The sequence below is a fragment of the Pilibacter termitis genome (genome assembly GCF_900167335.1).
In the GTDB taxonomy this organism is placed as follows: domain Bacteria; phylum Bacillota; class Bacilli; order Lactobacillales; family Streptococcaceae; genus Pilibacter; species Pilibacter termitis.
In genome coordinates, this window is sequence record NZ_FUXI01000026.1 from 11,573 (window position 1) to 35,841 (window position 24,269).

Consider the following 24,269-nt stretch of genomic DNA (forward strand, 5'->3'; position numbering starts at 1 on the left):
GAAGAAGTGCGTTTTGAAGTCTGTGGCAGTGAGCCGTGCCGTTTACTTGCTCGAAACCGTCGGTTTTGAGCGGCACAGCGAACAGCCACCAGACTTCAGCACTTCACAGCTAGACAAAGAAAAGCGAGTGGGGCGGTTAGGGGATTGTCGCAGTGAGCAATGCCATTTACTTGCCTGAAGCAGAGCTTCAGGTGGTATTTCGAACAGCGACCAAGCCCCTGCCCCTTGTAGCTAGACAAAGAAAAGCGAAGAAGTGCGTTTTGAAGTCTGCGGTAGTGAGCTACGTCGTTTATTTACTTGAAACTTTAGTTTCAAGCGACGTCGTGAACAACCGCCAGACTCCAGCACTTTACAGCTAGACAAAGGAGAATAAAAAAATGAATGGAATACTAAAAGTATTAATCGACATTGCCAGCACTCCTGCAATTTTAGTAGCAATGATTGCAGTTTTAGGATTAATTTTACAAAAGAAAACAATTGCAGATATTGTAAAGGGAGGAATTAAGACATTTGTCGGTTTCTTGGTAGTAACAGCAGGAGCGAATTTTGTTGTTTCAAGCCTTGACCCGTTTGGTAAAATGTTTCAACAAGCCTTTCATGTAACAGGAGTTGTGCCAAACAATGAGGCGATTGTAGCGATAGCCCTTGAAAAATTTGGCACTTATACCGCCTTAATCATGCTTGTCGGCATGGCGTTCAATATTTTGTTTGCACGTTTGACACGGTTCAAATATATTTATTTGACAGGGCACGCAACACTTTATATGTCTTGTATGATTGCGGTTATCTTGCAAGTAGCAGGATTAGAGAGTGTATTGCTTGTCTTGTTTGGTGGAATTGCCCTAGGGCTTGCCAACACGATTTTCCCAGCGATTTTGCAAAAATATACACGTGTAATTACGAAAAATGACAAAGTAGCTCTTGGGCATACAGGAAACTTTGGCTACGCTTTTGCAGGAGTCATTGGCGATATGGTCAAAGGAGACGGCAAAGTAAAATCTACGGAAGAAATCAATTTTCCAAAAGGACTTGCTTTTCTTCGTGACTCGACGGTATCTATTACGATAACTATGACAATTGCCTATGTGATTGTTGCCGTGTTTGCAGGAAGTGAGTTTATCACAAAAGAATTGTCAGGCGGAACCAACTACATCATTTATTCAGTTCAGCAGGCAGGCTCATTTGCAGCAGGAGTGTTCATCATCTTAGCAGGTGTCCGTCTGATTTTAGCGGAAATTGTTCCAGCGTTCAAAGGAATTTCGGAAAAATTGGTACCAAATGCCAAACCTGCACTGGATTGTCCAATTGTTTTTCCGTATGCACCAAACGCAGTATTGATAGGATTTTTCAGTTCTTTCGTTGGTGGAATCGTTTCACTTCTTATCATGGTCGTGTTGAAAACACCGATTATTATTCCAGGAGTTGTCCCACATTTCTTCTGCGGAGCGACAAGTGCGGTATATGGCAATGCAAAAGGTGGTGTGCGTGGAGCAGTGCTAGGCTCTTTCTTGCAAGGGGTTCTGATTAGCTTTATGCCAATTTTCCTCATGCCAGTTTTGGGGAATTTAGGTTTTGCAGGGTCTACTTTTTCCGATACAGACTACGGTGTGGTAGGGATTCTTCTAGGCAGTATGGCAAACGGAGGAAAAATGTTCGTGATGATTGGTATTTTAGTGGCAGTTGTCCTATTATTTATTGCAAGTAGCATTTTGACAGCCAAAGAAAAAGCTAGTTCTAAGGGAGAAGTGGCATAATGGAAAAATTAAGAGATACGATTCGGCTTGATGTGTTGAAAACACTGAAAACAATGGGATATGGACATCTTGGCGGTGCGTTGAGCATAGTAGAATTGCTTGCGGCTCTTTACGGTAGCGAAATGAAATTCGATGCGAAAAATCCCTCATGGGAAGAACGTGACCGTCTAGTTTTATCCAAAGGTCATGCAGGAATTGCACTTTATGCGACTCTTGCAAATGCTGGCTTTTTCCCAAAAGATTGGCTTGATACCGTCAATGTCGGTGGCACGAATTTGCCAAGTCATCCAGACAGGCTGAAAACAGCAGGGGTAGATGTGACAACAGGGTCTCTTGGGCAAGGTACTTCTATTGCAGCAGGGATTGCTTATGGCTTGAAAATGAAAAAAAGCTCAGCGTTTACTTACTTGATTTGTGGAGACGGCGAGCTAAACGAGGGGCAATGTTGGGAGGCATTTCAATTTATCGCTCACAACCAACTGGATAACTGTCTAGTGATCATTGATGAAAATAAAAAACAGCTAGACGGGCGGACAAAAGATATTTTAAACCCGTTTGACATTCAAGAAAAAATGCGTGCTTTTGGTTTTACGACACAAAAAGTGGACGGTAGTGACTTGAGTTCCATTCAAAAAGCCATTCATGAGTTGAAACAAGTGAAAAACTCCGCAATAGCACTCGTGCTTGACACTACAAAAGGACAAGGGATTCCTTATTTTGAAGAATTGTCCGATAACCACTCAGTCAAATTTGACAACGAAGAAAATAGATTAGCTCTTGAAAAAGCAATTGAGGAATTGGAGGTGAGAATAAATGAGCAAACTAACGAGTAATCGAGAAGAATTTGGCAAAGAACTTCGACAAGTTGTTGTAGAAACTTTGAACGAAATGATTGAAAAAGATCCGACAGTTGTTGCGTTAGAGGCAGATCTCGGCGGGGCAAGTGGATTTTCTAAAATTGCTAAGGAAAATTTGATTAACGTGGGGATTGCCGAGGCAAATATGGTAGGTGTGGCGAGCGGTCTTAATTTGACAGGATTTGTTCCGTATCTTCACACGTTTTCGCCTTTTGCGACAAGACGTGCTTTCGACCAATTGTATTTGTCAGGAGGTTACTCGGATACGCATCTCAATATTTACGGCTCAGACCCCGGATTTACAGCAGGTGTAAATGGAGGAACGCATACTTCCTACGAAGACGTTGCACTCATGCGTATGATTCCAAACTCCGTCATTTGTGATGCAGCAGACGAAGTACAGTTGAAATTTATCGTACAGGCATTCAAGGAAAGGTGCGGGGTAAATTATTTCCGTGCCAACCGAAAAGCCGTTCGGAAAGTTTACCAACAAGACAGCGAATTTGAGCTAGGGAAAGGTGTAGTGTTGCGAACAGGTGAAGATGTTGCTCTAATCGCCTCAGGACAACTCGTTAGCCAAACGCTTGATGTGGCGGAAAAACTTGCAACTGAAGGGATTCAAGCAACGGTCATTGATATGTTTACCGTAAAACCAATCGACAAAGAGCTAATTTTGAAAACAGCACAAGAAATCGGGAAAATTGTAACTATTGAAAATCACTCTATTTATGGCGGTTTAGGAAGTAGCGTTGCAGAATTCTTAGCTGAAAACGGCAAAGCAACGCTCAAAAGAATCGGCGTAGATGAACGTTTCGGTCAAGTAGGAACTCCAGATTTTCTGCAAAAAGAATATGGATTAGATATGCTCTCAATCTATCAGAAAGTGAAAGAAATTTTATAAAGATAGCGAACAAAAAAAGTTGTAATGCCAAGAATGGATTACAACTTTTTTATTTATTGATGAAGAGTATATTTCTTTTTCAATCTATAAAACTCAATGGAAAGAATGATAAAGAAAAGCCCAAATATCATGAATGTGTTTTTCTTTTCTCCTAACTTAGGAAGAACATCATTTTTTGATGTAGTCCCATTCGTATAGGGGAGAGTTGGGTCGTTACGAGAAAGACTAGCTTTTTCGGTAGTAGTAGAACTAAATGTACTTGACGAATTAGTAGACGAGCTAGTTTTCCCTGTTGTCGTAGTAGAACTAGACGTACTTGAGGAGTTAGTAGATGAACTCGGTTTTTCTGTCGTAGTAGTAGAACTAGACGTACTTGACGAACTAGTAGACGAGCTAGGTTTCTCTGTCGTAGTAGTAGAACTAGTTGTACTTGTCGACTCAGTAGATGAACTCGTTTTTTCTGTTGTCGTAGTAGAACTAGACGTACTTGACGAGTTAGTAGACGAACTCGGTTTCTCTGTCGTCGTCGTAGTAGAACTAGTCGTACTCGTCGAATCAGTAGATGAACTCGGTTTCTCTGTCGTTGTCGTAGTAGAACTAGTTGTACTCGTTGAATCAGTAGACGAGCTAGGTTTCACTGTGGTGGTAGTAGAACTAGTCGTACTTGTCGAATCAGTAGACGAGCTAGGTTTTACCGTAGTCGTGGTAGTAGAATTAGTCGTACTTGATGAATTAGTAGTCGAACTCGGTTTCTCTGTTGTCGTAGTAGTAGAACTAGACGTACTTGACGAGTTAGTAGATGAACTCGGTTTCTCTGTCGTCGTGGTAGTAGAACTAGTTGTACTTGATGAATCAGTAGACGAGCTAGGTTTTACCGTAGTCGTGGTAGTAGAACTAGACGTACTTGACGAGTTAGTAGACGAGCTAGGTTTCTCTGTTGTAGTAGTAGAACTAGTTGTACTTGACGAATCAGTAGACGAACTCGGTTTCTCTGTCGTCGTAGTAGTAGAACTAGTCGTACTCGTCGAATCAGTAGACGAACTCGGTTTCTCTGTCGTTGTAGTAGTAGAACTAGTTGTACTCGTTGAATCAGTCGTCGAACTCGGTGGCGTAGTTGTACTAGTAGTAGATTTCTTTACATAATAAGGTATTTTCAAGTCATATTGGTAAAATAAATCTTTATAAACATAAACATGGTCGTATTCTTCATATGTTGGAATGAACGATCTGCTTTGATAATTCCAACTAAATACGTTGACGGACATACTTTCAACAGTTGTGTTTGTAACTTGGTAGGCGTAATTATACGCAGTCAATCTATCCGCACCATAAAATAATTCTGCTTTTGTATAGTAATATTTGTTCCATGTATAGACAATATCGCCGTCATTTGTTCTCAAACCAGAATCTATAATATCCATGAAAATATAATTTCCTTCTGGTTGTTCTCCGTTAGGAAAAGTTATAGAACCAAGGTTACGATATTCTTGAACCGTTGTTCTATATGTCCCAACAATAGAATTAGCTGAACCGATATAACTTCCCACATTGTTTTGCTCTAATCTTTTGGCAACCGTGCTAGTATCTATTACTTTTCTAAACTTAGCAGAAGCCATGCCGTTATTTCCTGCCCAAGATTCAATATTTTGTTGCATTGTTCCATAGTTATTTTGGCTCAAAGAAGCGGCAACTCTATCTTTAAAAGATTCATAGTTTGAATCGCTCGGTTGTTTTAAAAATGTAAACCCACGACTTCTATTGATTGAACCAAAACCGTTGTTGTAAGCATCTTGAGAGTTGTCTAGCTCTTTTTTAATAGGATCGTTTCCATTGTCTGGACTAACGGCTATAACATTCATTATAGTGTTGCCATTTTTCCAATGATAAATTTGTCCATGAATAATTTTATCCGTATCTTTAAGAGGTTGATTATTCAAATCAAGAAGTTCACTTTTCCTGAACGTTTTAACTGAACCATTTGAATCAGTGATCGGCTCAAAATAATAATCTTGGTTTTCCGTCATGCCCTCTAGTTTGCTGTAATCTATTTGCCCATTCACATAAAGATTTTTGATAAATACCGGTTCTTTTGAATAAGCGTTTTGGTCAACGATTTCCTCAGGCAAAGCGTCTAAAGAATTTTTTAGATGAATCCCTTCTTCTAAATCAGAAGTGTCATTTGCAAAATCTGGATTTCCGTCTGCACTAAACTGTGTTGGGAAATCAACGGCAGAATAGCTGTGAGTTGAAGTAGAGAAAAAACCAGAATGAGCAGCCACTTGTTGCCCAGTAGTAACGGTTGCATCAGAAGTCAAATCATTTGCGGCATTGAAAATTTCTTTTCCATTTTGATAAACTGCTTTTCCTGAGTCGATTAACTCTTGGACTTTGGAAATAAAATCTGTTTGTTCGCTGCTTGTATCAGAGACATCTAAGTTGGAGAGCGTTCCGTTTAAATCAGGTGTTCGCCATTTACGGTTTTGTTCACCTTTATCTTCCGTTAATTGTTCAATAGGAATTTCGTCATAATCCACTCCAACTTGTGGCGTTGAAGTGACGGGCTGATTTTCCCAAGGTTCCAATACATCTGGCCCGATTGCATAGTCAACCCCCTCTACTCCGCTTGGTTTTGTTGTAGTAATATTTCCTGTTGGATTTTTTCCAAGATAAAACCAAAGAGTTTTCCCGTCTTTTAAACTTAAATCATTGGTAGGACGTAAATCCCCAGTTTGTACGGAAAAACTATCTAAATCAGCGTAATTAGGTAGTTTGTTTTGTAAAAACTCTTTAATTTTGACATTCATAGCCCCTTTATACAGTTGTAAATTGAGTAAATCGCCTTCGTCAGCATAGATTTTTAAAACATCCAAGCGATTATCCTGTGCTAAATAGTTGTCATATTCTCTTTGAATTTCATCTTTTTCTTCTTGAGTGAAAGTGTTATTAATAATATGTTCCACCTGATATTCTAACGGTTGAACTAATTCGTAGTCATTGATATCATATCCATTTTCTATAATTTCTTGTTCTGTTATTTTTTGTGCATTTACAGGAATAGAAAAAAGTAAAGAAGAAAAAAGTGCTAAAAATCGAACTTTGTTTTTCATGGTTTTCCCTCTCTTTCTAATTTAATACATTGTATAGTTTAACCTATTTCTAATAAAACTGCAAAAAAACAATCGGAACCTAATTTATACCTAATAATTAAAAAATAATGTTTTTTTAATAAATGGATACATATAAAAAAGGTAGGCAAAATGGTTTGTTTGCCTACTTTTTATTTTATTTTACAATTTCCAAAAACTTCAAGACCATTTCACCACTTCTTTTTCCAGCCTCTACGATAAATTCATCAAAGCTCTGAGTTGCCTTGTGGTCTGCGGTGTCGCTCATTGCACGAATGACAAGGAATGGAATGCCAAACTGATGAGCGACTTGGGCAATAGCAGCTCCTTCCATTTCAACAGCCAACACATCTGGAAAATGCTCTTTGATTTCTAACACCTTGCTCGGTGCATGAACAAAACTGTCGCCCGTTACAATTAACCCTCGATTTGTGTGAAGAGAGCTTTTTTCAGCCGCCTCCTCCATTGACATTAAAAGATACTTGCTCGCCTCAAAATAAAGCGGTTGAGCTGGAAGTTGCCCGTAAGCATACCCAAATCCTGTCACGTCCACATCAAAATAAGCATTTTTGTCACCAATGACAAGGTCGCCAACAGAAAGTCCGCTCCCAACTCCGCCAGCAGAACCAGTATTGACGATAGCATTCACGCCAAACTCTTGAATTAAAAGTGACGTAGTCAATGCTGCTTGTACCTTGCCAATTCCGCTTTGCACTAAAACAATCTCGTGCTTGCCAATATTTCCTTTATAAAAACTAATTCCTGCACGAGTCCAAGACGTCCTCTCTTGCAGTTTTTCTTTTAATAGCTTAATTTCTTCTTCCATTGCACCGATAATACCGATTTTCATAATGTTTTCCTTTCTACGAACTCACTTCGTGAGAACGTAGAAACTTGAACTTCGCTGTCGCTTCGTCCAAGCTGGGTCACGAGCGATCTTACGTCCGCTCGAAGCCTTTTCTACGCTCTCATTCATGAGAGCTTGAAACTTGAACTTCGCTGTCGCTTCGTCCAAGCTGGGTCACGAGCGACCTTGCGTCCGCTCGAAGTCTTTTCTGTGTCTAGCTACGAGGGGCTGAAGTCTGGTGGCTGTTCGCAGTGCCGCTCGAAACTTGCGTTTCGAGCAAGTAAACGGCACGGCTCACTACCACAGACTTCAAATCGCCCCTCTTCGCCTTTCTGTGTCTAGCTACGAGTGGCAGGAGTTTGTTCGCTGTTCGCAACAGCACTGGAAACTGTGTTTCCAGCAAGTGAATGCTGTGTCTCACTGCGACAAACACCAAACCGCCCCGCTTGCTTTTCTGCTTAAAAGAAAATAATCAACACGATTAAAATTACAATCAATAGGGAAATAATGCCAATTGCTAGGTTTAGGCGGTGTCCTCGTTTGTCCATTTTTTCTTTTTCGACCACTCGGCTTTTTTTGATTGTTTTTCTATCTTGTTTTTTCATTTCTTTTCTATAAAAATTAGAAATTTCATTTTCCTTTTTTGTGAGTTCTTTGTCGGCTTGTTTGCTTAGTTTTGCTCGTTGTTCTTCGAGTTCTTCTAGTTGCCGTCTTCTCTCACTTCTTGACATTGCACTCAAATGTTTCACCCCTTTAACTCATTTTTCCTTGCAATCTCCAAATTTCCCAATACATTAATGCCATAACCGTCTTGGAATCACAAATCAATCCTTCACGCTCAGCTTGTTTTGCCTCCTCGTAAGTGAGTTCATAGAGTTCTAAAATCTCATCTTCATCTTTCGGACGTGGATTTTCGACTTTTTCGAGGTCTGTGGCAACGTAAAAGCGTAACAATTCGTCACAAAAACCGACGGAAAGATAGACTTCAGTCAATTTTTCAAATGTATTTGCCTTGTACCCTGTTTCTTCTTCTAACTCACGCTTAGCGGCATTTTCTAAATCATCGTATTCATCTGGTTCAATTTTTCCAGCGGGAATTTCCAAAATCACCTTTTCAAGAGGTTTGCGAAATTGTTTGACGAGAACAATTTTTCCCTCTGGCGTAATCGGAATGACCGTCACACCACCCGGGTGAAAGACAAGTTCACGCTTGGCAGTGCCTAGATTGTTTGGCAATTCCACCGTATCACGAGCCACTTTAATGACAAATCCGTCAAAGATTTCTTCTCGTTCAATCGTCTTTTCTTCAAAATCTTTCAGTTCTTTCATTTGACACACTCCATTCTATTACTGCTATTTTACAGTCTGACGAATGATTTTACAAATGTATCGCTATAATTTAAAAAATCCGCCTGAAGTACGAAGAAAATAAAACTTCATGTGGTATAATGGTTTCAGTATATAGTTAGAAAGTTGGAGAATGGAATGAATAGAGTGGCGATGTTCCTATTGAAATATTTTTTCCCTTTGGTTGTCTTTTTTGGTCTTATAGATAAGATGCCAAATGATATTTTTGCACTTGCTTGGTTTGGCTTGCTTTTAGCTTATTATGCGTTTGTGCCAAAAAGTAAAAAACATAAGGAAAAGAAAAAACTCAAGAAGAAAGGGATTCCGCTTTTATCTAGTGATAAGTGGGAGCATTACAAACAAGTCGGTTTAAGTGACAATGAAATCGAACTTTTTCGTGAGACAATGGCAAACTTGCAAAGAGATATTAAGGATTGGGAAACTGCTATCCATGCAAACTCCAAGCTAAGAGCGATTGACTTGAGAACGGACGGATTGAAAGCAGCAAAAGCGTTGTTCAAAGAATTGGTGCAAGAACCAAATCGCATGAATGAGGCGAGTGATTTTATTTACAAGCACATTCCGAGCATTCGTGAGTTGACCGCAAAATATCAAGAAGTGGCAAGCCATGAAGTGAAAAGTAGTGAAGTATTTGCGACATTGCAAAATAGTGCGGATATTATTACGAAACTTTCCGAAGAAATTGCAAGAGATTACACGAAATTTGTCAAAAATGACCTTGAAGATTTGGAAATTGAGCTTACAGTTGCCAAGAAAAGCATTTCAGTAGATAATGAAGAAATAGGAATACCAGATTTTTCAAAAGAAGTGCCAGATTACTCGCAATATCTGAAAGAAAAAGATGAAATAAAAGTGTAGTAAAAAGTGGGAATTAGACAAAAGAATGGAAGTGTGAAAATGACTGAGGAAATGACAAATAATGAGCAAGTAGTAAAAACAGACAACGACGTGCTAAATAGTCTTTTACAAGATTCTTTTGGTATGCCAGAAAGTCTGACGTCAACACAACAATCAGAAATTCAAACAATGGGTGAACAAGTAGTAGCACCACGTGTGATTGACAAATTGACCGCTGAAAATAGGCAAGCAGCTGAACAATTGGCAAAACAAATTGATGTGACCAATTCACAAGCGGTATTAAGCTATGGTTCGAATGCACAAGTAAAATTAAGCGAGTTTTCACAATCTATGCTTACTCGTGTGCAAAAAAATGATGTTGGGGAAATTGGCGATACACTCTCAGATTTGATGTATAAACTAAGCGAAGCCAATCCAGAAGAACTCCGAGCGGGCGAGAGTAATGTTTTCAAGAGAATGTTTGGGAAAGTAAAACAAACGATTTTTGAAATTACAGCGAAATATCAGTCAATCGGTGCTCAAATTGATAAAATTGCCGTGAAATTGGAGAAAGAAAAAAATGGTTTGGTGGAAGACAATAAAATGTTGGACGGTCTTTACAAGCAAAATCTGGACTATTTCAATGCGTTGAATGTTTATATCGCAGCAGCCGAGCTAAAAATGGAAGAACTTTCTACTCAAATTGTGCCACAAGCGATTGAAAAAGCACGGGCAACGGGCGAACAAATGGACGCTCAAATCGTACAAGATTATCAACAATTTTTGGATAGATTAGATAAACGCACGCATGACTTGAAATTGGCTCGTCAAATCACCATTCAACAGGCACCGCAAATTCGTTTGATTCAAAACACGAACCAAGCGTTAGCGGAAAAAATTCAAACATCAATCAACACTTCTATTCCATTGTGGAAAAATCAAGTGGTGATTGCTTTGACTTTACTGAAACAAAAAGATGCAGCGACAGCACAACGTCAAGTGTCAGAGACGACAAACGATTTGTTGATGAAAAATAGTGAAATGCTTAAAATTTCTTCTATTGAAACAGCAAAAGAAAATGAGCGTGGGATTGTAGACATTGAAACGCTACAAAAAACGCAAAATGATTTAATTGAAACAATTGAAGAAACCCTTCGTATTCAAAAAGAAGGGAAAGAAAAACGTCGCCATGCTGAAATTGAATTGGCACAAATGGAGGACGATTTGAAGAAAAAACTTTTGGAAGTCTCACGAGATGCGAATTTGTAAGAGTTTTGGAACGGCTTAGGTCGTTCTTTTTAACTATCAATAGTTGCTCTGATATAATGTTCTATAATAATAGTAGAAAAGAACACCAAGAAAAGAGGTTTTCCATGATAGAACGTGATACCACAAAAAAATTTAAGTTAGTCAGTAAATATTTTCCCGCAGGAGATCAGCCGCAAGCGATAGAACAGTTGAGCGAGAATATTGAAGGTGGCGAAAAAGCACAGATTTTGCTAGGTGCGACAGGAACGGGAAAGACTTTTACCATTAGCGAAGTCATTCAGCGAGTCAATAAGCCTACGCTTGTGATTGCTCACAATAAAACACTTGCAGGACAGCTTTACGGTGAATTTAAGGAATTTTTTCCTGAAAATGCGGTGGAGTATTTTGTTTCTTATTATGATTATTACCAACCAGAAGCCTATGTGCCGAGCAGTGATACTTATATAGAAAAAGATGCGAGCGTAAATGATGAAATTGATAAATTGCGACACTCAGCGACAAGTGCATTGCTAGAGAGAAATGACGTGATTGTGGTGGCGAGCGTATCGTGTATTTACGGTTTGGGAAGTCCGAAAGAGTACCAAGATAGCGTTGTTTCTCTTAGAGTTGGCATGGAATTAGAGCGAAATGCACTGCTCAATCAGCTTGTTGATATTCAATTTGAACGCAATGATATAGATTTTCAGCGTGGACGTTTTCGTGTCAGAGGAGATGTGGTGGAAATTTTTCCTGCCAGTCGTGATGAACACGCCTTTCGTGTAGAATTTTTCGGAGAAGAAATCGACAGAATTGTCGAAGTGGAGGCATTGACAGGGAAAGCAATCGGTGAAGTGGAGCATTTGGCTATTTTTCCCGCCACTCACTTTGTGACCAATGAAAATCATATGGAAACTGCGATTGAAAATATTCAAACAGAGCTTAGTGAGCAATTGAAACTTTTCCGTTCGGAAGAAAAATTGCTTGAGGCACAACGCTTGGAGCAACGGACGAATTACGATATAGAAATGTTGCGTGAAATGGGTTATACCAATGGTGTGGAAAATTATTCTCGGCATATGGACGGAAGAAGTGAGGGAGAGCCTCCTTATACGCTTTTAGACTTTTTTCCAGAAGATTTTTTGATTGTCATTGATGAAAGTCACGTGACTATGCCACAAGTGCGTGGAATGTATAATGGTGATAGAGCAAGAAAAGAAATGTTGGTAAATTATGGTTTTCGTCTGCCAAGTGCTTTGGATAATCGTCCACTTCGTTTGGAGGAATTTGAACAGCACGTGCATCAAGTGATTTATGTATCCGCAACACCGGGGCCATATGAGGCGGAGCAGACAGAAACGGTGATTGAGCAAATCATTCGTCCGACAGGATTGCTTGATCCAGAAGTTGAAATACGGCAAATTATGGGGCAAATGGACGATTTGCTTGGTGAAATCAACGAACGTGTAGAGAAGAATGAACGTGTTTTCGTGACAACATTGACCAAAAAAATGGCGGAAGATTTGACGGATTATTTCAAAGAAATGGGTGTCAAAGTCAAATATTTGCATAGTGACATCAAAACGCTTGAACGAACGGAGATTATCCGAGACTTGCGATTAGGAGAGTTTGACGTGTTGGTCGGAATTAATCTGTTGCGTGAGGGGATAGATGTACCAGAAGTGTCCCTTGTGGCAATTTTGGATGCGGATAAAGAAGGATTTTTGCGTAGTGAAAGATCCCTTGTGCAAACGATTGGGCGAGCTGCCAGAAATGAAAACGGAAAAGTGATCATGTATGCGGATAAAATCACTGATTCGATGCAAAAAGCGATTGATGAAACCAATCGTCGTCGCAGTATTCAAATGGCATATAATGAAAAACATGGCATTACCCCTAGAACGATTAAAAAAGAAATTCGTGATTTGATTGCCATTTCTAAGACAAGTAAAGAAAATGATACAGAAGAAATGATTGATAGTGTGGCAAAATATGCAAAACTTGCGAAGAAAGACAAAGAGGCAATGCTTGAAAAACTAGAGCTTGAGATGAAATCAGCTGCGAAAGCTCTTGATTTTGAGCAGGCTGCGTTGTTAAGAGATATGATTTTGGAGTTGCGTGGAGTGAAATAATGATTATGGGACAAGCATCAAAAAATGGTGCTTGTCTATTTTATTATAAAAACACCAGAGTTTTAATGCGGAAATAATCATATTAATTAACGGAAATTCAAGGTTTTGATTGTTTTATATTTGTAAAAAATCCCGTCAAAAATTTCTTAAAAAAAGAAAAATGTGAAAAAGGAAAATGGAGCAAAAAATAAATGAAATTAGTAAGAAAACAGACGTAATCTTTTATCGCAAGGGTTAATAATTTTTAAAAATAAATAGAAATACTCAAAAAGAGAAATTGGAATTTAACATTTGTGAGTAAAAGTATAATTAAAAAATGGTGAGGTGAAAGAAAATGTTCTCATGAAGAAAAACACGAATTTTGATAAGAGTTGAATTTAAAAACCAAAGCATATATATTTAATAAAAGGGAATTTACTGAACGACAAAGAGGGATTGTTGTTTAAAAGGGTTAAATGCTCATTATTTAAAAGGGTTTCGCATAATTTTAAGTATTTTGTAGAATTATGCGAGTGAGCAATAGAAAAGGGTGGGTGAAAAAATTGAAAATAGAAAATTATAAACGTGCAAGATTAGTTGGAGGGGTGCTATGCGTAGCTGTCTTTTTTGCACTCATTTTCCAATTGACACATTTAACGAAAATGTTTGGGCTTGAACAGCAAGACTCAGGTTATGCACTCAAAATACAAGAATTTAAGAAAGTAGCCAATAAAACGGCAAGTCAGAACATACTAACGATAGAAAAACCTGAAGATGAAGAGCTTTCTATTGTATTAAAAGGAGCAAAGTTTTCAAAAGAGGACATTCTTTCTGAAGTCAAGGCAGATAAAAAGCAATTCGTCAAACTTGTTGATAAAACTCGCAAGAACGAGAGTGAAAAAACAATTGAAGTAAAATCTTCAAAAGAGAAATTAGAAATTCCTTTTGAAATTTTAGCCAATAGCGGAGCGGACAAAGTAAAAGTCGAAGTCAAACGTGGCAAAAAAGTATTGGCAAGTGCTGAAAAAGAAGTCATAGTACAATCGGCACAAGCAAAAACAGTAGCCTTAAAATCAGAAATTCTAAACAGTGCACCAAAAGCATTGTCAAGCACCAATATAACAACATTTGCAAATACAAAAGCTCTACCTCCGGGAGTAGGAGTTGGTATAACACCAAATGCAATCAATTTACCAACACCAACAAATCCAGTAGGGGTAACCAATTGGGGTCAATTTGTAGCTGCCTATAACAATCAATCGGTTGACGCAATTATCGTTATGAACGACATTACCGATTGTCCGACAGGAGCGACAACAGGATTAAATACTGTTGCAAGAACAAATACCTTACAAATTAGAAGTAATGACCCAAAACAAAAACGAAAAATCGTAATCAATGATCGTTATTTCCAACCAACATATCGTCGTGGTTTCTTGCTGGGTGCTTTCTCTTATCAAGGACCAAACAATACGAGAACTCTCTTTTTGCAAAACTTAGATATTCGTACAGATAATGGATATAACCCTAGGTATCGTGCATTGATTCGTGCGGAGTCAGATACAACGGATATTTCAGGCTGGCAAATTCATCTCGATAATTTTGATTATACTCTTTCAGCGGACAACACCAACTTGCCACAAGAGCGACTTATTGGTGGGCAAGAGAACTCAATCAATGGTTCCAATCCGACATTAGAGCCGTGGGTTGTAGGGATAACAGGAGATTGTAATTTCGCAAACAACTCACAAAATTCTTTCTTGATTCGAACATATGAGTTGGGGATAAATACTGCAAGTTCAGTATCACCAAATCCTACCATTTCGAATATTTCTTATAAGAATGGGAACAATGATAGAAGTAATTTTGTGCAAGCGACTGCTAGTGCAGGAGTTTACAATACCAATATTACAATTGACGGAAACCAAACAGGGTCGTTTTTAGCAGCTGCAGGTGGAGTGCAGGTAGAAAATGCAACCATTTGGCAAAACAGACCATATTCTTACAATGGTACTCAATATTACTATCAAAGTACAATTTTTTATGGTGGGACACTTTCTCTATCAGCCAATGATGACAATGGTTTGAGTGGTATGGCGATTTTGAGAAATGTAACGCTAAAATCAATTGCAACGGAAATTCCAATGCGAACACCACGAAGTGCGATTGCCAAAGGAAAAGGTGTCTATGTAGACAAATTTACGTCGGATAATAAAAATATAAACCTTGGATATAGTGGAGCGTTGTTTGTCAGCTCAGAATATATCAGTATTTGGGATAGTTCTTTAACAGCAACTGGCTCAACGAATGGCAGTCCATTTGAAGTAGGAGCAGGGCAGGACTTTGAGACATCGAATGTTTACATGAACTTCGATACAGTAACGGTACCAGTGGTGAAATCAACAGATGGCAACGGTTCAACGCAAGTAGGGAAAGTTCTCTTGACAGATAAGACCATGCTAAACTTCAAAGCGACAGCTACCCAAGGTGAACGTAGAACTTACGCATTTAAGAGTAAAGAATTTGAACTATCTGGTGAGAGTAAAATCGCAGCAGAGTTTACGACAACACAAAACTCTAACGCTGAAGGAAACGGTTTTTGGGAGTACAACTCGGGTGGATATAAATTCACCGTTAGCGAAAAAAGTAAAGTTGATTTAACCCTTGGGTCATATGGTCGAGCAATCAGCGTACAATACAACCAAGCCTCGCCAACCTACTATCCAGCAAACTCAGGGAATTTAGTAGGTGAAATCAATATCAAGGGTGACCCAACGCTTGCGACTACCCAGAACAATACGCAATTTAATGTTCATTCAAGCAATCCAGTTGACCAATATTATTCAGGAAGTATTCGAATTTGGAACAAACCAGATGCAATGGCATTGACTACCTTTAGTGGAACGGTCAACTTCAGTGTAAGTGATTATGCTGAAATGAATATGGATAACACTTCTTCAACGAATGGGAATACCAATAACCATATTGTATTCCAAAGTTTGAATGGGAATCTCTATGTAGACAACCATGCAAAACTAAATATTCGCTCACAAGGAGGAAATGGTGGTTGGACGGCAGCGATTCGTTATCGTTTCTCAGGTAGAAGTCTGTTAAACGTGAAAAATGGCGGTATGCTTTCTGTTGTGCAAACAGGAACAGGGGCTCCAGCAGTTCGTATGAATGGTCACGAAAACGAAATGAAAATCGAAAATGGCGGGAAGTTCTATGTTGAAAATGAGGGAATTGGAAATCCAGCCAATGGGAATGTAGACTCAGGAACAACATGGGGTAGCACAGCTGGACATCAAGCAATTGTTTTCCTTGGAAATCCAGAAACGGCAGGGTTAAATCCGAGTAGATTTACACTGATTGGTGCAGGCTCAATGGTGAAACTCGTAGCAGGAAAAGGTACTGCACTTGATAGCGGTGGAACGATTGAAGTTACTCAGGGACAAGGGACAGAGTTTGAAGCAATCGGGAATACTGCTGGAAATAGCATATTGGAATCAGGTATTTTCCGTAGTGATTCGGGAGCGTTCCGTTTCACAATGAATAGACCTAGATACTATAACTTTGAAAATAAAACAGCAAGTACAGATGCGGGCAGTCATCATATCTTCTCAAGTCATAATGCTACTGCTCAGTCAAACAATACGTACTTTAAGAGTTTAAATTCCTTTGTTTCTATTTGGAAAAAAGGGAATGTAGGTGGAACGGCAGATTATAACTTCTACGATCAGTCTATGAATTATCAGCTGAACACGCATAACTATATCGCAGATGATCCAACGCAAACACCGGACGCAACGATACGGACACTATTTGGCCCGACTGCTCCAGCAGGTGCGACACCATATCGTAGATTAAGTGCCAATAACAACGAGGCAGAGCCAGTATGGCTTGCTCAGCCGACAGATGCGGACAAATTCATTCACATCAAATCTCAAGTGCGTGAGGCAAGTGATGCGAACGGAAATCCAGTTTACCGCCCAGCAATGACAGGTGAAGTACACGCCAAAGTGCAAGTACAATATCCTGCGGGTAGCGGTTATACTGATGCGGTCTTGCTCGGTCATTCCGTTGATTCTGGCAATATGTACGGCACAACAGTTGGTGGACTAATTAAAATTCCAGTAGGGCACTTCTTGCCAGCAGGAACACAAATTAAGATTTTGGAAATGTGGCGGAGTGATAGTACGAGTACAAGTAGTGCGGGGAACTTGGCAACAGATCCTGCAAAACTTCTTGCGATTGGTACAAAAGAAGTAAAAGACGTTAGAACACCGCAAACACCAAACAATGTTGAAGGTCAAAAAGGTACAACTAACGGTGAGTTGACGAATGCAAGCGATAGAATTGTTGGGAAAGCAGAACCGAATAGTATTATCGCACTCAAAGTCAATGGAAGTTGGTTGATGAAGAAAAGTGTTGCAAATACTGTCTTGACATCAACTACTGACGGGAATGGCGATTTCTCTTTCCAATTGGAAGATTATCTAACAGACGGTGATGTTGTAGATGTTTATTCTAAAGATATTTCTGACTTGTCAGGTGGCGACTGGTCACTTTTCGCACCGCCAACAAGCAACAAGAGCGAACCAAACAATCTAGCTGGGAACTTAGTCCTAGATGTCGGTTCAACAGACGCTCAAAGAGAATATCATGATGCAGTTGGTGCGGATAAATTTGGTGTTGCAGTAAGATTGAACGTGAAAAACGTGAGAGCTACTCAAGCGACCATTGTCAAGAGTATGAAGATTTACCGAAACGGTGCGGAAGTTACGACTGCACAAATCGGTGATACTGTTCGCTACAAATTAGAAGCGAAAAACACAAGTACGACGGGGCTTATGTACGAGCCGTATATCCTTGACAATATCAGCCCACATCTCTCTGTCAACCTTAGTGAGTTAGACGCAAAACTCAACGGTGCAACTCTACCGAACACTTCAATAACTTGGAATACTACCTCAAGAGATTTAACTTTAAGAGGGTTTGAAAATCAGACTTGGGCAAGTAATACAAGTGCAATCTGGGAGTTTTCAGTGAAAGTAGCAAGTTCGGGGATTAACCAAAATATTGACAACCAAGGGTCGTTTAAATACGGCACAGAACGCTGGGCTAATGGTCCAAGTCTTATCGGTCAAACAGGTTTGACGCGTGAAATTCTCTCACATCTTTCAAACATTGTTAGTACGCCAAAAGTATTTGGAGCTCTTGAAATTACTGAGGCACCTAAGTTAATGGACTTTGGTAAGAAAACGGTCAGTACCGTAAATGAAACGTACACCTTACCACAATACAAGAAACAAGATTTGACGACAGATGCTGAATTTATCGTGTCAGATTCTCGTGCAACGAAAGATGCGTGGAGAGTTACAGCGAAATTAACGACACCATTTACGCATGAGCAAAATCCTGCTCAATATATGCACGACATCTTGTACTATCAAAAGGGTGCAGGGAACACACCGCAACTCATTACAAGTGCAGGAACAGAGATTTACACGAATCCAGCCTATACAGGAAGTAGCCCAACAGTTACAACGCAGATTAGCACAGGTTGGAGAACGCCTACCGCACAAAAAGGATTTATGATGAAAGTCGATCCAAATAAAGTGAAGTTGTTAGGAGATTACAAGGCGGAAATCACCTACACACTGGAGGCGGCACCGTAATGAAAAATACCGAGAGATTTTATAAAAAGGAAAGAGGGGAGAATACAATATGAACACTCAAAAAAAAGCAAAGCTACTGTTATTAATCTTCCCTCTTTTCGCCCTCTTAATAATGGGGGATAGTCAAAGGAGTTTTGCTGTAACAAGTGAGGGAGCAGTAGAATTTACAAAAAGGGGAGAATTGCCGAATACAAATCAGGTAACTCCGCCAAAGGCTGATGTTCCAGCACCAAATAAACAATTGCCAAGTACAGGTGAAAAAATCGTCAAAAGTATTTCTATACTTGGAGTTGTACTTGCAGTCTTAGCGATTCTTTTCCTATGGCGGAGGAAGAAAAGAAAGGGGGTGGCAGGAGATGAAAAATAAAAAACTTCTTTCTGTCACCACGCTCTTTCTTAGTTTATTCCTCGTTTTGAGTAGTGTTGCTTTAGCTGAGGAAAAGTTAGATGAAGCAATCGGGGAGGAAAAGGTAGGTTTTACTGGACCATATCCAGATGAAGTGGTGAGTCCAGAAGAGCCAAACACTCCAAGCAACCCCGGACAAACAGATAAGAACAAAGGCGAGTTAAGGATTGATTATGTACCGTATTTCTTTTTTGATAAGGCAAATATCACAAAAGACGGTAGCTATACACTGAACGCCCATGCACAATATTATACTAAGGGCGAAAGTCCAACTGGAAATTTTGTGCAAATTGTAGATGAACGAAAAGCAAACGGATGGTCGTTAACTTTAAAACAGGAGGACGAATTTACTCTTGTGGGAAGTAGTGCGGTTGATCCTAAGGAGCAATTAGTTTATATCACGCCAACAGGTGAAAAATATCATGCCTATAAATGTGGGAATGGAACGTATATGCAAACGACATTAAGTGATGCCTTGTCAGGTGGTTATGAGCCATGTGAGAAATGCTATCCTAATGGAGTGAATCCCTCAGAGCCGTATAGACTAAAAGGTGCTACGCTTTCTTTAAGTCATCTATGGGCGAGTAGCGTACATCTTGGAGTAGGAACGACTACTACACCAACTATACACAATGACGTTATTAAAATGGATAGCGGTAAGGTATATGAAATTGCAAACGCCAAAGGTGAAGTTGGAAAAGGTCGTTGGGCGATTGTAGCGGGTTACAGTGATGAATACGCACAAAAAATAGGTGCTACGTCAGGAACGATCAAACCAATGTTTGATTCGGCAAACAATCCTAAACTACTCAAAGATTCCATTCAAAACATTCATAGTTATGGTTTTGATATTGAAAAGCAACAGGTGCATACAAATGAGGCAGTGAAATTGAATGTTCCTGCACAAGATATTCGTGCGGGAGTTTATCAAGCAAAATTCACATGGACCCTTACTGCTGCACCATAAGCTATCTATACAATAATCGACTTTGCACAGAGAGAAAATTCATCATCAAATATTTGAATACTATGGTATAAAGAGTATCTATAAATAGTTTTAATAGAATTTATGGAGCTAAAAAAGATGAAAAGAACAACAATCGAAAAATTAATCTTTATTGCAATCGTTGTAGGCTTCTGTTTCGCTTTATATATTACTCCAAAACATGGAAAATTAGAGAATGAGCCTGGAGGTGGGAAAAAGCCAGAAGAAAATGAGGCAAGAACTATTCTTTACCATGGAAAATTCGACCAACTTGCGAACAATAGTCAAGAACTTGAAACGAAAAGTCCTATTATCGTTGTTGCTAAAAAATTATCTGATACTCAACACGTAGAAACCACAGAAGATGGTACACCAAAGTTATTTTATTCTATGTCAAAAGTGAAAATAATTAAGATAGAAAAAGATGAAAGCAAGAAATTAAAAATCGGTGACGTTATTCAATGTTTGGAAGAATCAGTAACGAATGTGGAAGTTGATGAAGAAAAAGTAAATTTAAGTTTGGAAGGCTATCGAAAAATGTTACAGGATAGTGAGTATCTACTTTTTCTTCGCCCAAGTACCACTGGAGATAACTATGTTTTAACTAATTCTCTGCTAAGCAAATATGCTGTTTCTGGGGAGGAACCTTTTGATAATCCAAGAGACGAAAATCCAATTTCCGCTGAAACAGAAAAATTACAAAAATCATATTTTGAGATATATGATGAGCTAGAGGAGAAATATGATTTAGACCGATAAATTTTCTATTTGTAACATTTACCACAATGGAGCTTATCAAATGAGTGAAATTCTGGTGAAGTAATTGAAAAAAGGGTATTCTGCAAAGAATATTACTCTAGGCTTAAACTGCTGATAAAAATTGTTGATTTCCTTTTATTGCGTTGCCAAGCACTCACAATAATTATTGCAACGCTACCCACTAAAAGACATTGCGAGTTTCAACTGGCAGAGCATAATTGGAAATTAGCGATTTTTACGGAATTTACTAAAGGCTAGATAAATAGGATTTGCTTACCATTCTCAATTTTATAATTGGGAGGAATATAAAAAAATGCTACGTGAATAGATAAAAGGGCTATTCACCAACAGCGAGTAATCGCAAAAAACAAGGAGGACACATCTTATGAAGAAAAAGGTTTTAGGCACAGTCTTAGTATGTGCAAGCGTACTTAGCGTAGTAACTCCATTAGTGGCAAATGCTGACACGTTTGATGGAACAGGTAAAATTGCATGGCTAGGAAAGGGTCCAGACCCTAAAGACCCTGCGAATATCACACCTGCAATTGACCCTGACCAAGTCGGTGGAGATTCTGGACGCTTGAAAGGCGGAATCGGGCAAACTATGCACGCTGGGGAACTTACAATTGATGCAGTAAGCCCACTTGATTTTGGTACACAAACCATTTCAACTACGGCTAAAACGTATCAAGTAGTTAACAAAGCAGTTATTGAACAAGGTACTTTTAGAGCACCGACAGCGGCAGAAGTAGCAGCAGGAGCAACAACTGCAATTTTTGCTCCTGCTGCACCAGCGAAACCTGATTTGGAACGTGGACATTTTGTTCAATGGACAGATGCTCGTGCGGATACAATTTCATCAACAGGTTCTGTTACAGCTGCGAAACACGGTTGGACATTAGATGCTAAATTGACGAAACAATTCTCTGTTACAGCAACTCCATCATCAGGAACACCTGTAACGTACACATTGAATGGTGCAACACTTGATTACAGCAACCCATTGCGTAACCACACAAATGGTGTAGGTGCTACATTAACAAAACCTGCGTTCACGTTGGCTTACAACACAAGCGTTCAAGTAGCGACTGCAGACCAAACAAATGGTCGTGGTACTCACACGCTTGAATTTGGTCAAGTAGGAGATCACTATGCAAACACTCAATCAACTTATGCAGGTGCAACAGCTCCAGCAGACAATATTGACAAAGCGTTGGCAGTAACAAGTGGTACAGATTCTTACAAGAAGAGCGTACTATTAAACGTACCAGCAGGGAACAACATCCAAAAAGCAATTTACACTGCGGATATTACTTGGACACTTACTGCTGCTCCATAATTAATTTTCTAACCTTTCCCCAGACAAGCTGTGTTTGCAGTGGTCTGGGGTTTTGTTTATTTAGTTTCAAATAGGTGTAAAATGTTATTTTTTGTACTATACTAAAAGTATATGAATCACTACTTACATTGTGTAAAAACCGTTGATTCGTTAGATGATCAATAGTACATAAAAATAAGTCTATACATAAGGGGAAATTCAATGAAAAGAAGAACATTTTTATTTATTGGTTGTATAATGCTTGCGATACCTATTTTTTTATTGCGTTTTCGCCCAGTTTTGCCGAGGAATATTGTCTCCATTCAAACGAATGTTGAAAGTATTGAAAAGAAAATTGAGATAAGGCGAGAATTTTTGAATGGAACGGAGATGATTTATTCGGCACCTAAGATTGAAACGGTGGAAAGTCAAGTGAGGAAATCATCTAATATTGGTGAAAGTCATATTTTTCTTACCATAGGTGAGCAAGAATTGGAACTGGTTCCCTATGTGAATGAAAATGTTTCATTGTTTGATATTGAGATTATCGTAAAAGAAGTGAATCAAAAGCTAAAAGTCAAGACGAGTTATAGAGATAAAGTAACGAATCAAGTGAAAAACGTTACGATAGAATAGATAACAACCTTTTTTAAAAGTATCTAAAAGCCCACGGTTTCTAAAATCGTGGGCTTTTTAGTGATTTTTAAAGTGTAAATATATTTAGGGCACCTCTAAAAACTCGCACTTATCCTAAATTGCTAGTTTTTAGAGGTACCCTTTAGCGAAGAATAAAAAATATCATGATTGTCCACTAACAATGTCAAAATTGCACGTTTTTTTCTTTGGGAGATAGGATATTATAGTTACATGAAGAAAAAACGTTTACAACTAAGAGAGTTCACTTAAAAAAGAGAGGAGTTTTTCCAAACTTTTCTTGGTGGAGAGAATTTGTTGTTGGTCAATGCTAGTCGTCTGTGTTTTTTCCATTTTGCTGTTGGCATGAGGTTGCAATTTCCGATATTCCTTTGGCAGTAAATTGTGTTTTTCTTTAATCGCTTGATTGAGGTATTTTACATCGGAAAATCCACATTCAAAAGCAATTTCAAGCAAGTTCAACTTGGAACATTTGAGTAGACGTTCTGCCTCGGTGGTGCGTAAAGATTTTAAGTAATTTTGAAAAGAAGTTCCAAAATTTGTTTTGAAAAAATGCGAGAAATAGTTTGGCGAGAAGAAATAGCGTTCTGCCAAGGCGGTCATGGAAATCTTTTCTCGAAAATTTTCATGAATAAAGTCATAAATGGTTTCAATCTGTTTCAGTCGTTCATTTTTCGCCTGTCGCTCTTTCGTAGAAAGAATGTTGGTGTTCATGGATGAAAGCAGATGATACACAAAGAAATAAGCGTGTCCTTTGACTAGGAGCTGGAAATTTTCTTTTCGTTGGTAAAAGTCAATACCACAATGTAGAAAATGTTTCAAACTTCCCTTATGTTCCTGTAAAGAGGAAAGTGATATTGGAGTGGATAGAAATTCCACTTCGTTTAACCTCTCTTTAAAGGAAGAAAAGAAAGTTGGTAAAAATTGTAGGACGTAGATGACTGCTGTATCGTTCGCAAGAAATTCATGTGGCTGAAACGCATTGAAAACGATAAAATCGCCTTTTTTCAAGAGGAATTTTTCTTGATTGGTGAAAACAGTCAATTCTCCTGATAGTACGAGGATAAATTCAATTTCCTTATGTAAATGAGTGCTGCGATAGTGAATGTTGTTGACAAACACACGCATATCAGTTAGCAAGTCATGATGAACGAGCTCAACTTCTCTTTTCATGGTAGGCTCCTTTCTGCGATATTACGGTCGTTAAAAATAAGTTTAATTTTTCTCTCTCTGTCTATTTTAACAAATAGATAGAGAAAGGGAAGTTAAAGTTTTATAAGAAAACTTTAATGTTTCTTTATTAAAGTACGACAGCCGTGCTTTCCAAAAAAAAGAAAAGCGAGCGGGGCGTTCAGGAGTTTGCGACAGCGAACCATGTCGTTTATTTACTCGCAACGCTAGTTGCGAGCGACATTGAGAGCAGT

The 24,269-nt window shown here is 38.9% G+C and carries 19 protein-coding genes; 13 read left to right on the forward strand and 6 right to left on the reverse strand.

Translation table 11 applies throughout. The annotated features are described in order from the left end of the window. Positions 1–152 precede the first annotated feature (152 nt). From B5D30_RS13245 to B5D30_RS10295, 4 genes are read left to right on the forward strand one after another with little or no spacing between them, the layout of a single operon-like run. A complete protein-coding gene (locus tag B5D30_RS13245; protein WP_144399567.1) occupies positions 153–359 on the forward strand; it encodes a hypothetical protein in 207 nt (68 codons plus the stop codon). Positions 360–377: 18 nt separating this feature from the next. Next, entirely contained in the window at positions 378–1,754 is a 1,377-nt protein-coding gene (locus B5D30_RS10285) for a PTS ascorbate transporter subunit IIC (protein ID WP_078807992.1), read from the forward strand. Further along, on the forward strand, positions 1,754–2,587 hold the full coding sequence (locus B5D30_RS10290) for a transketolase (protein ID WP_078807993.1): 834 nt from the start codon (positions 1,754–1,756) through the stop codon (positions 2,585–2,587). Before B5D30_RS10285 ends, B5D30_RS10290 begins: the two co-directional genes overlap by 1 nt. Then, a complete protein-coding gene (locus B5D30_RS10295) occupies positions 2,568–3,512 on the forward strand; it encodes a transketolase family protein (RefSeq protein ID WP_078807994.1) in 945 nt (314 codons plus the stop codon). The genes B5D30_RS10290 and B5D30_RS10295 overlap by 20 nt, the downstream gene beginning before the upstream one ends. 53 nt (positions 3,513–3,565) lie before the next feature. Here the strand turns inward: B5D30_RS10295 and B5D30_RS10300 are convergent, their stop codons facing one another. From B5D30_RS10300 to B5D30_RS10320, 5 genes are all read right to left on the reverse strand, one after another. Continuing rightward, complete coding sequence (locus tag B5D30_RS10300; protein WP_078807995.1) at positions 3,566–6,619, reverse strand: LPXTG cell wall anchor domain-containing protein; 3,054 nt, start codon at positions 6,617–6,619, stop codon at positions 3,566–3,568. A 175-nt stretch (positions 6,620–6,794) separates the two neighbouring features. After that, the gene (locus tag B5D30_RS10305; protein WP_078807996.1) at positions 6,795–7,487 is read right to left on the reverse strand and encodes a 5'-methylthioadenosine/adenosylhomocysteine nucleosidase; all 693 of its coding nucleotides are present in this window, start codon (positions 7,485–7,487) and stop codon (positions 6,795–6,797) included. A gap of 211 nt (positions 7,488–7,698) precedes the next feature. After that, on the reverse strand, positions 7,699–7,905 hold the full coding sequence (locus B5D30_RS13250) for a hypothetical protein (RefSeq protein WP_144399568.1): 207 nt from the start codon (positions 7,903–7,905) through the stop codon (positions 7,699–7,701). A gap of 37 nt (positions 7,906–7,942) precedes the next feature. Next, positions 7,943–8,215, reverse strand: a complete 273-nt coding sequence (gene macP / locus B5D30_RS10315; RefSeq protein ID WP_234984656.1) for a cell wall synthase accessory phosphoprotein MacP — start codon at positions 8,213–8,215, stop codon at positions 7,943–7,945. Between the two features lie 22 nt (positions 8,216–8,237). Further along, on the reverse strand, positions 8,238–8,813 hold the full coding sequence (locus B5D30_RS10320; RefSeq protein ID WP_078807999.1) for an NUDIX hydrolase: 576 nt from the start codon (positions 8,811–8,813) through the stop codon (positions 8,238–8,240). A 156-nt stretch (positions 8,814–8,969) separates the two neighbouring features. On the opposite strand from B5D30_RS10320, the gene B5D30_RS10325 reads away from it, so the two are divergent. The 9 genes from B5D30_RS10325 (at position 8,970) to B5D30_RS10365 (ending at position 22,827) form a co-directional block, all read left to right on the forward strand. Next, positions 8,970–9,710, forward strand: coding sequence for a 5-bromo-4-chloroindolyl phosphate hydrolysis family protein (locus B5D30_RS10325; RefSeq protein WP_078808000.1), 741 nt, complete (start codon positions 8,970–8,972; stop codon positions 9,708–9,710). Between the two features lie 51 nt (positions 9,711–9,761). Beyond that, positions 9,762–10,958, forward strand: coding sequence for a toxic anion resistance protein (locus B5D30_RS10330; RefSeq protein ID WP_078808009.1), 1,197 nt, complete (start codon positions 9,762–9,764; stop codon positions 10,956–10,958). A gap of 104 nt (positions 10,959–11,062) precedes the next feature. Next, positions 11,063–13,066, forward strand: a complete 2,004-nt coding sequence (gene uvrB / locus B5D30_RS10335) for an excinuclease ABC subunit UvrB (RefSeq protein WP_078808001.1) — start codon at positions 11,063–11,065, stop codon at positions 13,064–13,066. 542 nt (positions 13,067–13,608) lie between these two features. Further along, positions 13,609–18,723, forward strand: a complete 5,115-nt coding sequence (locus B5D30_RS10340; RefSeq protein ID WP_159443293.1) for a WxL domain-containing protein — start codon at positions 13,609–13,611, stop codon at positions 18,721–18,723. Between the two features lie 49 nt (positions 18,724–18,772). Next, complete coding sequence (locus tag B5D30_RS10345) at positions 18,773–19,090, forward strand: LPXTG cell wall anchor domain-containing protein (protein ID WP_078808003.1); 318 nt, start codon at positions 18,773–18,775, stop codon at positions 19,088–19,090. Beyond that, the gene (locus B5D30_RS10350; RefSeq protein WP_078808004.1) at positions 19,080–20,096 is read left to right on the forward strand and encodes a WxL domain-containing protein; all 1,017 of its coding nucleotides are present in this window, start codon (positions 19,080–19,082) and stop codon (positions 20,094–20,096) included. The genes B5D30_RS10345 and B5D30_RS10350 overlap by 11 nt, the downstream gene beginning before the upstream one ends. A gap of 117 nt (positions 20,097–20,213) precedes the next feature. After that, entirely contained in the window at positions 20,214–20,873 is a 660-nt protein-coding gene (locus tag B5D30_RS10355) for a hypothetical protein (protein ID WP_078808005.1), read from the forward strand. A gap of 385 nt (positions 20,874–21,258) precedes the next feature. After that, a complete protein-coding gene (locus tag B5D30_RS10360; RefSeq protein ID WP_078808006.1) occupies positions 21,259–22,212 on the forward strand; it encodes a WxL domain-containing protein in 954 nt (317 codons plus the stop codon). A gap of 201 nt (positions 22,213–22,413) precedes the next feature. After that, positions 22,414–22,827, forward strand: coding sequence for a hypothetical protein (locus tag B5D30_RS10365; protein WP_078808007.1), 414 nt, complete (start codon positions 22,414–22,416; stop codon positions 22,825–22,827). A 252-nt stretch (positions 22,828–23,079) separates the two neighbouring features. Here B5D30_RS10365 and B5D30_RS10370 read toward each other — a convergent pair whose 3' ends face one another. Further along, positions 23,080–24,018 carry an AraC family transcriptional regulator gene (locus tag B5D30_RS10370; RefSeq protein ID WP_078808008.1) on the reverse strand — a complete coding sequence of 313 codons (939 nt, stop codon included), beginning with the start codon at positions 24,016–24,018 and terminating at the stop codon, positions 23,080–23,082. Positions 24,019–24,269: the final 251 nt, after the last annotated feature.